We start from the raw sequence: 12,200 nt of genomic DNA, 5'->3' as shown, positions 1-12,200 counted from the left end.
GAGAAATACAAGCATATTTAGTCTAATCATTAATCAGGTGGATCTAGGCAATAACTAACTTTAAGTAAGTGCCATTCCACCCTACTAACCGCCAATTTGGAATAATTTATTTTTTGCTATTACGTAAATAAAAAATAGGAGGAACTATGAAATTTAACTGGCTAAAAAAATTATTGAGTGTTTCAACTTTAGGTTTGTCAGTCTGTGGGATATTGCTAACATCATCTACGTCAGTTTATTCCCAAAGCAACGGTGAAGTTGTGTCTTTTAGGTCGTATAACTTTGGCGATCGCTATATTCGCCACAGAAATTTCTTAGGCTACTTAGAGCCAATCAATGATGAACTAGGAAGGAAAGACGCAACCTACAAACTTGTTCCAGGATTGGCAAATAGGAACTGCACTTCATTTGAATCCGTAAATTTTCCTGGTCACTTCTTGAGACACCAAAATTTTCAACTGAAGTTGGCAAGGAGAATCAATCAGCGGCTTTTTAGCGAAGATGCTACATTTTGCATTAAATCTGCACTCTTTGGTAATGATGCTTCTAGTTGGTCATTTGAATCCCTCAACTTTCCTGGACACTACATACGACACAAGAATTTTGAGTTGTGGATAGATCCCTCAGACGGTAGTGATTTGTTCAGAAAGGACGCGACATTTGGTATCACTAGTCCTCTCTATCGGTAGCGGAATACTCAGTGGTGTAGCCTGACTGTGAGAAAACCTACGCTAGAAGAGTGGAGAACTGCTCATTATCACTCTTGTATATATTTAAAGAGATGTGTAGCCTGACTGTGAGAAAACCTACGCTAGAAGAGTGGAGAACTGACCGTGAAAATTCAGGCAGTCGTCGGCTGCCTCACAATGATTATCATTTTCATGATGAGTGAGATTTAATTTCCTCAAAGCCTTATGTAGTTTGAGTCTTGGTGTATTTTATCAGAAAAATGGGTTGAAAACCCCGTGTTTCCAGCACGGCTTTAAAGTAATGAGTAAGGAGTAATGAGTGGATGAAAAATGGGTATTTACTCATTACTTGTTACTTATTACTCATTACTCCAGAATCACCGTGCGTTCACGGCGGTGAGTATGTCAACCTGATTCAGGCTCGTCAATATTTAGATGCGTTTGCCCTGGTAATGAGATAGAAAGAGGACTAAAGTCCTCACTACAAACTAGGTTTATTCACCAGTAATTGAGAGTCCATCAACCCAAATTCTAGGAGCAACACCACCGGGTGTTAATTCCACTTCCTTTTCTACATGAATGATAGACTTCAAAAGTTCCAAAAAATCACCAGCAACCGTTGCTGATTCAATACTTGTTTTCTCACCTTTGTTAATTAGCCAACCATCAAACGGCAAAGAAAATGAACCTTGCAAAGATTTCACACCAGCATGGAGAGCGTGTAATTCATCAACTAAAATCACATTTTCAGCAGTTTCTAAGCTCAATTCCTGCTCAGAACTGCCGGCTGCAAACACATGATAGAAATTGGGACTAACGCTAACCTTTGCACCAATACTAGCATTACCAGTGGGTTGAGCATTCAGTCTTTTAGCAGTGCCAGCACTGTGCAGAAAACTTGTTAAAACACCATTTTCTATTAACTTCACTTGACGAGTTGGTGTACCTTCCCCATCAAATGTTTCTGCACCTATATTAGCTGGATGCAAGGAATCATCATAGACTGAAATTAAAGATGTAGCAATTTGTTTACCCAAATCATCGGCAGTAGATAAGCTTTGTTTATCCAGAATACTTTGGGCATTAAACAAATTAGAAAACGCACCCAAAAGACTTAAAAAAGCCTCCGGGGAGAACACTACTTGATATTTACCAGTCTTAATTTTTTCGTAGTTCAAATGACTGATAGTTTTTTCAGCAGTTTCCTGGATACAACCATCAATGTCTAAATTTTCTAACCTGCGATTGACTCTATAAGCCCCTGCGCTGCGGGGTTTTTTGCCTTCTTCCTCGGTTTTACTATACAGATAAACCGAAGATACAGAAAGAGAATCTTTTCTCAAAGCACCATCACTATTGAGATAGAACCTATCAATATCTCTTTGTGCCAAACCGTTATAAGGTACTCCTATAATTGCTGCATGAGTAGCTAGTAATCCTTTTTCAGCCACCAGCAGTTTTTCTATAAGTTCTGATACGGGTGCTTGGGGTGCTTTTTCATCAAGTGTTTTCGCTAGTGGTACAGTAGCCTCTGGACTAAAATCGGGGACGTGTTCTTTAACACCAAAGAAACTGGCTTCGTAAGCCGTTTTTAAAGCCAATTCCAATCCTTGGGGATCTACATCAGTGGTGCTAGTGATACCGATTGTATTATCTTCATTCCAAACACGGACAGTCACACCAGAGCGATTGGAAGCTTTAACTTGTTTTGGCTCACCTTGGTCAACTTGCACACTGGTTTCATCTACAGTTGAGCCATAAATGTCAAATTTTTTGATGCCAAGCTTTTCTGCATTTTCCTTGGCGTAACTTGCTATTTCAGTAATGTTGGGCATAAAAATTCAAAATTCAAATTGATAAGTTTGTCGGTAGTAGGGTGTGTTAGGTGCAAGCCGTAACGCACCATGATTCAGATCAATAATTGGTGCGTTACTCTGTTAACGCACCCTACAAATATTGGACTACGAACAAATTGCAAATCTAAAATTCTTTAGCGTCCACCGACGGTAATAGAATCAACTTTGATGTGGGGTTGTCCTACGGTGGTGTAGATACTACCACTGACAGAACCACAGAAACCAGGGGCAATTTCCAAATCTTGGGAACACATGGAAATTTTGTTCATAATCTCCTTGGCTTCACCAATGAGGGTAGCACCCTTGAGTGGCTTGGTAATTTTGCCATTTTCAATCAAATAGGCTTCATCCACACTAAAGTTAAATTGACCAGTAGCCCCAACACTACCACCGCCCATCTTTTTGCAGTAAATACCTTTATCTACAGAGGCAAATAAATCTTCTACCTTGTAGTCGCCGGGAGCGATATAAGTATTACGCATCCGGCTAGCCGCAGCGAAGGTATAATTTTGGCGGCGACCATTACCTGTTCTGGGGTGGGAAGTACGCCAAGAACCAGTTCTATCTGCTAGGAAGTTCTTGAGAACACCTTTTTCAATTAATAGGGTTCTTTGAGCAGGCATACCTTCGTCATCCATGTCGATTGTCCCGAAGGCATTATCTGCGCGGCCTTCATCCCAAGCTGTCAAACTTTCGTGGGCAATTTTTTCGCCTTTTTTATCGGCAAAGGGGGAAGTTTTGCGCTCGATTTGGGTAGTTTCTAGTAGGTGTCCGCAGGCTTCATGGAAAATTACACCACCAAAGTGATTTGCCATGATGATGGGGTAATTACCTGAATCCACATAATCGGCGTAGAGCATTTTCCCGGCAGATTCGGCAATTTGCTCGGCGGATTGTTGATAGTCCCACGTTCTCAGGAAGTTGGCATCACTGGTATTACCAGCCCGTTCACCTATGGAGGTACGATTTGCACCGTCAGCACACAGCAGGTTAAAACCGACTGATTGAGTTAGGCGAATATCACGGGCAAAAGTGCCATCGCTGGCTGCAACTAATACTTCTTGCCAATCGCGGAAATAGCTAGCACGGCGGGACTGCACATGGCTGGCTTTGCGATTTAAGTAGGCAGTACCATCAAGGAGGATTTCGCCCATTTCCCGGATAGAACTGCATAGAGGTAGCCAGCCATCCTTACCGCGTTTGGTGGCGTAATCTCTGAATAATTCGAGGTTAATTTCTGGGACGAAGGCGTTAGAGGTTGGGAGTTGTAAGCCTAAAATAGATAGCCCTTTTTCTAATGCCGCTTTTAAGCCAGAAAATGATAAATCATTGGTGCTGACGTAGCAGTCGGCTTTGCCACGAAATACTCTGACTCCCGCACCTGTAGATAGACTGGGTGAAATGCTGGTAATTGTATCGTCTTCTGCCAAACTACTAATGTAGTTGCGGCGTTCTAAAAATAATTCTATAAAGTCAGCACCAGCAGCGCGTCCTAAACCCAGAAGGGTAGCTAAGGGTGCTTCCCAAGTTTCATCGAATCGCTCTGGTGTGGAAGAGTATTGGAGGTTGGGGAGTTGATTAGAGAGAAGTAGCGTACTTGTAAGCATGAATAGCCTCGTCTACTGGCGTTATCAGAGATTTGACTGAAAAAATCCCGGTGTGTTAACTCTAGCAAATTTACCCAAGGGCTATCTTGACCGAATTTTGGGGAATGACCGTACTATTTTGAAAATAGGGTGTAGGGGTTTAGGGTAAGAGAGATAGCTAAAATGCAAAACTGACCTACCCTGCTAACCACAAAGCGGCATTACGCACATAGGTTTTGATATCTTCTAAAGCTTGTGGTTCGGTTTTCATACCCGTTCCTGGTGGTTCATCTACAAATGAAGGACAACCTTTGGCAATATCCCAATTGTAATCAACAAAGTGATGGAAACTAGAATTAGCGATCGCTCGCCCTAATCGTTTTCCCTGTGCATCTGTGTGATGCTCCATCGCCACCACTAAATTGAATGTTCGCCCTGTGACTAGACTTTGACCTAATGCAATTACACGCGCATCTAAATTTGATTTGACTCCAATACCGCCCTCATGGGGATGGGCTGGGAAAAATTCAATCAACCCAGTAGGTGAATGAGGATTTTGCAATAGCGGATGAACAGGTTCGACAGGAATGATTTTTTGATAGTCGCCATTCGCTCCCGAATGATAATTCGGCCAGGAAATATAAGTGGTGTGTGGATCATCACGACTCCAACGAGAATCGTCAGGATCGGGATTTTGAGTGTTGAAATAGTGGAGATCACCTATATCTACTAGTCCACACATAGAACAACCCATATCTTGATGATCTCGTGTTGTGAGAATTCCCCCACCCCGCTTTCTAAAAGCATTAATACCAGCAATATCTTTGGCTGTTAAACCATCACCGACATCTAGCGCAAATAACCAAAGTTCATCAAAATCCGATTGATCTAGACTACTTAAAATCGGATCATCACCGGCTGCATCTGATAGGCGATCGCGTCCTGTAACTGCAAATAATGGTTTACCTATTTCATCTTTAATAGATGTTAAATATTCTTGTAATAGAGAAAATCGAAAAATACTCCAGTCATCTTCATTAGTGTGAATCGTGGTTTGTAACAGAATCTGAATTGGTCTAGTCATAGCTTTTATGAGTTACTATTTCTATTAATTAACTTTATGAAAATACTGTACAACAAATCTTCATTGATTATTAAAAAAGAGCTAAAAAATAACCTTGCATTTTATAATTTGCTGATTAGGTTCAGAAATCAGAATCATATCCTGACTTCTGACTTCTGATTACTGAATTATTTCAAAATTCTCAATTGTGAGATATATTTATTTATCGGCTATTTGACTGTTGTAATCAACATTAAGTAGAACGGCGTAAATAATTAAAGGTTTGTAGTAAGGACTTTAGTCCTAAAATAAGGACTGAAGTCCTTACTACGAACTCGGTCACAATAACTTTATATTACTTAACATAGTTAGGTTTATTCCCCCCGACTTACTTAATTTGAGTAGGATAGCCATATGCAGCATTGTACTGCACAGTTAAACTAGATGCTTGACATAAAAAGTTTATAGCAATCCAGAACCCCTGTTTTTTTAACTCAGGGGTTTCTGAAGTCTCTCCATGCTCACAAGTGAAATAAGATTTGCTGTATCTTAACTCTGAAGTGTCTTGCTAAAAATTCGGTAGTATAACCAACTGCTCACTTCCTTGATAGGAAAAAGTAAATAAGTCAAAGGATTGATTGTCACAATAATATTACGGAAATCGCGGCGGGCTAAAAATAAAATAGCACGAGCTACTTGGTGTGCTGACATTACCCCATAAGGATTAAGTTGACTTTTAAAAGGCCCTAAAATCAATTTACGAATTATGCAATCGCCATCCAAGCGTTTAAGAGTTACTAAATTTCCTAAAGTGCGCTTGCTGAGTTCATAAAGTGGACTCAGTGCTGGGGATACCTCAGCCTCAGACGTATTCACCCAGATTTCCTTAGTGGCTTTTGCTTGTGGCCCTGTGACTGTTGTCAAAAATATATCCATCAACCTGAGAGCAGAGAAAGTATTGACTTCATATGAAGAGTTAATGGCTTGTGGTGTCCGATTGCTGTAGACATTAACACCGTGGTTGATAATCAAAATATCTACTTTTTCTAAACTTACTTTGAGTTCTGCTTCATTACCTAATTCCCAGGGAATTATTTTCAAACCATTATCGGTTGGTAATTTATCTGGGTTAGTGGTTAATGCCACAACTTTAGCATTATGCTTGAGCAACTCTGCCGTTAACGCTTGTCCTAAAGCACCTGATGCACCTGTGACAGCGATGGTTTTACCCTTTAAAGAAAGTCCTGTTCCCAATATCTTATCTACCAAGGAAAATACTCCACTGTAGTAAGCATTGACATCATCAAAATGGTGTCGCCAATGGTAAGATCGATTCACCCACCAAACTGAAGGGCTTTTCTCTAAAGGCCCTGGTAGATGATTATAGTCTGTATCTATTGACCCTTGGAAATATCGTAGGGATGCACCAAACAAGAATGTGCAGGCGTAAACTACTCCCAGCCATAATCCAATTTGCTGGGCAATGAGGGCAATGATTGTTAATACTACTATTAGCAGACTTGATTCTAAAATGTCATGGTAAAGCTGGGATTCTTGATAAGCTTTTAAGGAAACTATCGATAAATCCCGCCGATATACCATATGGTGCTTGTTGTGCCATTTACCTAGCCAAATGACTTTATGACACAACGCATGGTAACTGTCTCTGAATATTTCCGCCAACAATAAGGAAAATAACCCCCAACTAGTAAACTGTAAGCCAGCATTTAGCAGTACCCAATTAATTTGTAATTTGGCCGCAATTTCAGTCAAGCTCTCTAGCATTTTTTTGCTCACCACTCGTCTTAATCTTTTTTCATATTCTGATCAGGATAGATTAAGGGCAAGTTATAAGGCAAACTAAAATTAATTGGGGATTGGGATTGGGGACTGCACTTTTGCAGGGAACGACGTAACTCAGTCACCAGGGACTGGGAAAAGTAGAGAAACAGAGAATAAGATATTGACCCTATGTCCCATACCTCATAACCCATACCCCATGCCCCATGCCCCCATGCCCCACGCCCCATGCCCAACCTCAACGAATCCCAAAAATGTGCCGCCAGGGTTATGGATACGATTCCATTATTGATGCGGTTTATCCGGACTGATATGCGAACTCACAGTCCTGATTCTATTTCTATACCACAATTGCGATCGCTAGCATTTCTCAAGCGTCGTCCTGGTGCTTCATTATCTGAGGTGGCAGATCATCTTGGTGTCACCTGTGCTACCGCATCAACGACAATCGAACGACTAGTACAACGCCTGCTGGTGCAACGTACTGACAATCCTCAAGAACGGCGGCGAGTAGTTCTCAATTTAACACCAGAGGGAAAGCAGATGTTAGAGCAATCCCAAGAAAAAACTCGCGGTCATATCGCTGAAATTTTACAGGATCTCACACCAGAGCAAATATCACACATTGAACACAGTTTGACTCTCCTGAAAAAAGTCTTTGAGGAAACGGAACTCTCTACTTAATGTCGATATGTTAAGTACATTGATGTGATGGGCATGATAAACATGATAAGTTAAGAAATTTTACATACCATTGCACGAATGTTCATATCATCGACTGCTTTAACAGAAGCTGATCTGGAATCTGCCATTGTTCGTAACCCACTAATAGTTTCACCAAATACATCTGTGGTAGCAGTGATCGCTCAAATGAGTGGGATTCGTGCTGTATGTTCATCTTCTCAAGAGGCAGATACTGAACTTGCCGCCTTATACCTAGAGGCGCGTTCGAGCTGCGTGTTGATTGTAGAAGACAATCAATTATTAGGCATTTTTACGGAACGAGATGTAGTTCGCCTCAGTTCCCAAAAGCGATCGCTAGAAAATCTCACAATTGGTGAGGTGATGGCACATCCAGTCATTTCCTTGCAGCAATCTGCATTTACGGATCTGTTCTTTGCCGTCAATTTACTCCAGCAATATCAGATTCGCCACCTACCACTAGTTGACGAGCAGAACCAAATCGTCGGCATACTCACCCATGAAAGCTTGCGGCAATTGTCCCGCCCCATAGACTTGCTGCACCTCCGTGTCGTCGCCGATGTCATGACTTCGGAAGTGATTTGTGCTGATCCCAGTATTTCTATGCTGGCTATCACTTGCTTGATGGCAGAACATCAGGTAAGTTCGGTAGTGCTTGTAGAAGAACGATTTCAAGACAAAGAAGGTAAACTCATACAATTACCAGTTGGCATTGTCACAGAGCGAGATATTGTCCAGTTTCAAGCCCTGAAACTAAATTTTGAGGATTTACAAGCACAGGTTGTCATGAGTACACCCGTGTTCTCAGTCAGTCCTCACGACTCGCTGTGGATTGTGCAAAAAATTATGCAGCAATACTTGGTCAAACGCTTAGTGGTGATTGGCAAGCAAGGCGAGTTGTTAGGTATCGTTACCCAGACTAGTATTCTGAAAGTCCTCAATCCTCTAGAGTTAAATCAATTAGTTGGAGTCTTAGAACATCGGGTATCTTGCTTAGAAACAGAGAAATTAGAACTGTTGCAAAATCGTAACGCCGAATTAGAGCAGCAAATCCAAGAACGGACAGCTAAACTCCAGGCCAAAGCCGAACGGGAAAAGTTAATTGCAACTATTGCTACCCAAATTCGGTCTTCTCTGCACCTGCAAGATATTCTTGACACGACAGTTAAACAAGTGCGATCGCTTTTACAGTGCGATCGCGTCAACATCTGGCAATTTCAACCAGACTGGAGCATGGTTGTAGTTGCGGAATCGGTAGCCAATGGTCATGTTTCTTATCTGGGCAAACAAATTCACGATTCTTGTTTCGCGGCTAATTGGGTTGAGATATATCGCCAAGAAAGAATTCGAGTTGTGTCTGATATACACACCACACAGATGAGCGATTGTCACCGTCAACTACTAGAACGTTTACAGATTAGAGCTAAAATTTTAGTGCCAATTATCAACAGTCACAAACTGTGGGGATTGCTGAATGTTGTTGAAAGCCAAGTCCCTCGACAGTGGGAAGCCGAAGAAACAGCTTTATTAGAACAGCTTTCTACCCAAATGGCGATCGCGATTCAACAAGCTACTGCTTACCAACAACTGCAAACTGAACTAGCAGAACGACAACAAACAGAAGCACACCTCCGCCAAAGTCAACAACGGTATGCTTCTTTAGCCGCCGCCGCTCCAGTGGGCATTTTTCGTACCGATGTGCAAGGAAATTGCCTTTACGTCAATGAACGCTGGTGCAAGATTGCTGGGTTAACTTCTGAAACCGCCATCCAGTTTGGATGGGTGACAGGTATTCATCCCGACGACCAAGACAAAGTTTTTATTGAGTGGTATTCTGCCGCCAGAGAACATCGTCCTTTCCAGCTAGAGTATCGATTTCAAAAACCTGATGGCACTGTAACTTGGGTGTTTGGACAAGCTGTAGCCGAATCCGATATTGCCGGGAAAATCACAGGGTATGTTGGCACAATCACCGATATTAGTGAACGCAAAGATGCAGAAGCACAACTACTTTACAACGCGCTACATGATTCTCTAACTAACTTACCTAATCGTAAGTTGCTCATGGAGCGATTGGAATCAGCTATTAAGCGCACCAAGCGACTGGAAAATTATCATTTTGCGGTTTTGTTTCTCGATATGGATCGATTTAAAATCATTAATGACAGCTTGGGACATTTAGCCGGAGATCAACTTCTAAATATCATTGCCCAGAAGCTAAGATCCAAAATTCGCGTCATGGATCTGGCTGCTCGCTTAGGTGGTGATGAGTTTGTGATTCTACTTGAACGCGTAGAAGATATTGAAGAAGCCGTCATGGTTGCCAGGCGAATTTTAGCAGAATTTCAAACACCATTAATGCTTAACGGACATGAAGTATTTATCACCACGAGCATTGGCATAGTATTAGGAACAGCCCGTTATCATCAAGCCTCAGATTTACTGCGAGATTCTGATCTTGCCATGTATCGAGCTAAGGCTCAAGGCAAAAGCTGCTATAAAATTTTTGATACCCAGATGCACATTCAGGCACTGAAACGACTCAATTTAGAAAGTGACCTACGAAAAGCACTAGAACGACAAGAATTTATCGTTTACTATCAACCAATTGTTGATCTCAATAGCAATAATTTGATCGGTGTTGAAGCATTAGTACGCTGGCAACACCCGACTCGCGGCTTTATTTCTCCTACAGAATTTATTCCCGTAGCTGAAGAAACAGGTCTGATTGTCCCTCTAGATCATTGGGTACTCCAAACCTCTTGTCAACAACTAACAAATTGGCAAACTCAGTTTGATAGTAAATTAGCTCTCAAGGTAAGTGTGAATCTTTCGGTTCAAGATATCTGCAAAGCTACTTTAGTGAGGGATGTAGAAGAAATTCTGACTCAAGTTGGTTTAGACGGTAATTGTCTCACTCTAGAAATTACTGAGAGTATTCTGATTGAGAATATAACTGAGACAATCATCGTATTGGAGCAGTTAAAAACACTAGGAATCCAAATCAGCATTGATGATTTTGGTACTGGATATTCATCACTCAATTATCTGCATCGATTACCAGCCGACACCTTGAAAATTGATCGTTCCTTTATTAACCAAATGGAGGAGGGGCAGAGAAATTATCAAGTCGTCAAAACTATCATCACACTCAGCAATCAACTGGGATTAGCAGTTGTGGCAGAAGGTATTGAAACACAGCAGCAACTCCAACGGTTACAGCAACTTGGATGTGAATTTGGTCAAGGTTATTTATTTTCTCACCCTTTAGCTGCCCATGAAATTGAGACACTACTGATCAAAAAATTTGCGGAGGTAAAGGGGAATCAATCGCTGACAGTACAGGGGGAGCAGGGGGAGAAGAGTCTGATTACTATACAGCAAGCCGTAGAAAAATTAGAATAGCTGATACCATTTATTGATGAAGAGATGCCCAACTAGTTTGCCTTCCCAGGCTGGTGTAATCAGCGAATATAAATATTTTATGAAACAATTAACGTCTAAAGATTGGATAGTCATCAAACGGCAACTAACTCCTTATTTATTTTTACTGCCGGCTTTGATTCTGCTGGGCTTAACTGTATTCTGGCCTGCACTACAAGCTTTTTACCTCAGCTTTACTAGCTACGAAGACCTCAGCCTACCACCCCAATGGATAGGAATTAAAAACTTCCTCCGTTTATGGCAAGATGCCGTTTTTTGGAAAACTTTAGAAAATACGTTTCTTTATCTTGTTGGTGTAGTTCCCATTCTAGTTATTTTTCCTTTAGGACTGGCAATTTTAGTCAATCAAAAATTACGAGGAATTAATTGGTTTCGAGCGGCATATTATACGCCAGTAGTTATTTCTATGGTCGTTGCGGGGATAGCTTGGAAGTGGCTATATGCAGAAAATGGGTTACTAAATCAATTCCTCAAAATGTTAGGTCTGTTCCCAGAGGGTATTCCCTGGCTGACTAGTTCGGCGAAAATTTTCGGCATCGTACCCATTACTCTAGCTAGTGTTATGGCTGTCACCATTTGGAAAGGACTAGGTTATTACATGGTGATTTATTTAGCTGGGTTGCAATCAATTCCAGCAGATGTATATGAAGCTGCCGCTATTGATGGTTCAGATGGTATTCGCAAACATTGGGATATTACTGTACCTTTAATGAAGCCTTACTTAGCATTAGTCGCAGTCATTTCAGCCATTTCCGCGACTAAGGTATTTGAAGAAGTTTTTATTATGACTCAAGGTGGCCCTCTTAATAGTTCCAAAACAATTGTTTATTATCTCTATGAACAAGCATTTAGTAATTTAGAAATTACCTATGCTTGTACAATCGGATTAGTGCTATTTTTGATTATTTTAGGTTTATCAGTTTTACGATTAGTAATTAGTCAATCAGGGGGGGATAGTCTGGTTTGAAGGTGACAGGTGATAGGGGATAGGTGACAGGGAATTGGGGATTGGGAACAGGTTCTAGTTTTATGGTTGTCTTACCTTTAGAACCATCACTAT

The 12,200-nt window shown here is 41.2% G+C and carries 9 protein-coding genes; 5 read left to right on the top strand and 4 right to left on the bottom strand.

The window, feature by feature from the left end:
• Positions 1–146: 146 nt before the first annotated feature.
• Positions 147–689: an AbfB domain-containing protein gene (locus tag VB693_RS06805; RefSeq protein WP_190708060.1), complete on the top strand. Its 543-nt coding sequence runs from the start codon at positions 147–149 to the stop codon at positions 687–689.
• Positions 690–1,012: 323 nt separating this feature from the next.
• On the top strand, positions 1,013–1,150 hold the full coding sequence (locus tag VB693_RS06800; RefSeq protein WP_323265588.1) for a hypothetical protein: 138 nt from the start codon (positions 1,013–1,015) through the stop codon (positions 1,148–1,150).
• A gap of 33 nt (positions 1,151–1,183) precedes the next feature.
• Here the strand turns inward: VB693_RS06800 and VB693_RS06795 are convergent, their stop codons facing one another.
• The 4 genes from VB693_RS06795 to VB693_RS06780 all read right to left on the bottom strand — a co-directional run bounded on the left by VB693_RS06795 (position 1,184) and on the right by VB693_RS06780 (position 6,979).
• Positions 1,184–2,524, bottom strand: coding sequence for a TldD/PmbA family protein (locus VB693_RS06795; RefSeq protein WP_323265587.1), 1,341 nt, complete (start codon positions 2,522–2,524; stop codon positions 1,184–1,186).
• Between the two features lie 155 nt (positions 2,525–2,679).
• Positions 2,680–4,152, bottom strand: a complete 1,473-nt coding sequence (locus VB693_RS06790; protein ID WP_323265586.1) for a TldD/PmbA family protein — start codon at positions 4,150–4,152, stop codon at positions 2,680–2,682.
• Between the two features lie 175 nt (positions 4,153–4,327).
• Complete coding sequence (locus VB693_RS06785) at positions 4,328–5,215, bottom strand: hypothetical protein (RefSeq protein ID WP_323265585.1); 888 nt, start codon at positions 5,213–5,215, stop codon at positions 4,328–4,330.
• Between the two features lie 528 nt (positions 5,216–5,743).
• Positions 5,744–6,979 carry a bifunctional sterol desaturase/short chain dehydrogenase gene (locus VB693_RS06780; protein ID WP_323265584.1) on the bottom strand — a complete coding sequence of 412 codons (1,236 nt, stop codon included), beginning with the start codon at positions 6,977–6,979 and terminating at the stop codon, positions 5,744–5,746.
• Between the two features lie 285 nt (positions 6,980–7,264).
• On the opposite strand from VB693_RS06780, the gene VB693_RS06775 reads away from it, so the two are divergent.
• The 3 genes from VB693_RS06775 (at position 7,265) to VB693_RS06765 (ending at position 12,107) form a co-directional block, all read left to right on the top strand.
• Positions 7,265–7,678, top strand: coding sequence for a MarR family winged helix-turn-helix transcriptional regulator (locus tag VB693_RS06775; protein ID WP_323265583.1), 414 nt, complete (start codon positions 7,265–7,267; stop codon positions 7,676–7,678).
• A gap of 78 nt (positions 7,679–7,756) precedes the next feature.
• On the top strand, positions 7,757–11,101 hold the full coding sequence (locus tag VB693_RS06770) for an EAL domain-containing protein (RefSeq protein ID WP_323265582.1): 3,345 nt from the start codon (positions 7,757–7,759) through the stop codon (positions 11,099–11,101).
• 79 nt (positions 11,102–11,180) lie between these two features.
• Positions 11,181–12,107, top strand: a complete 927-nt coding sequence (locus tag VB693_RS06765; protein WP_190708040.1) for a carbohydrate ABC transporter permease — start codon at positions 11,181–11,183, stop codon at positions 12,105–12,107.
• Positions 12,108–12,200: the final 93 nt, after the last annotated feature.

This window comes from Anabaena sp. UHCC 0399 (assembly GCF_034931465.1).
Taxonomy (GTDB): Bacteria; Cyanobacteriota; Cyanobacteriia; order Cyanobacteriales; family Nostocaceae; genus Trichormus; species Trichormus minutissimus.
Note: the sequence above shows the minus strand (reverse complement) of the source record. Positions and strands in the feature narration are given on the sequence as shown.

Excerpts from the sequence above, each read along its gene's own strand:
- VB693_RS06805 (WP_190708060.1), top strand. The coding sequence starts at position 147 with ATGAAATTTAACTGGCTAAAAAAATTATTGAGTGTTTCAACTTTAGGT.
- VB693_RS06800 (WP_323265588.1), top strand. The coding sequence starts at position 1,013 with ATGAAAAATGGGTATTTACTCATTACTTGTTACTTATTACTCATTACT.
- VB693_RS06795 (WP_323265587.1), bottom strand. The coding sequence starts at position 2,524 with ATGCCCAACATTACTGAAATAGCAAGTTACGCCAAGGAAAATGCAGAA.
- VB693_RS06790 (WP_323265586.1), bottom strand. The coding sequence starts at position 4,152 with ATGCTTACAAGTACGCTACTTCTCTCTAATCAACTCCCCAACCTCCAA.
- VB693_RS06785 (WP_323265585.1), bottom strand. The coding sequence starts at position 5,215 with ATGACTAGACCAATTCAGATTCTGTTACAAACCACGATTCACACTAAT.
- VB693_RS06780 (WP_323265584.1), bottom strand. The coding sequence starts at position 6,979 with ATGCTAGAGAGCTTGACTGAAATTGCGGCCAAATTACAAATTAATTGG.
- VB693_RS06775 (WP_323265583.1), top strand. The coding sequence starts at position 7,265 with ATGGATACGATTCCATTATTGATGCGGTTTATCCGGACTGATATGCGA.
- VB693_RS06770 (WP_323265582.1), top strand. The coding sequence starts at position 7,757 with ATGTTCATATCATCGACTGCTTTAACAGAAGCTGATCTGGAATCTGCC.
- VB693_RS06765 (WP_190708040.1), top strand. The coding sequence starts at position 11,181 with ATGAAACAATTAACGTCTAAAGATTGGATAGTCATCAAACGGCAACTA.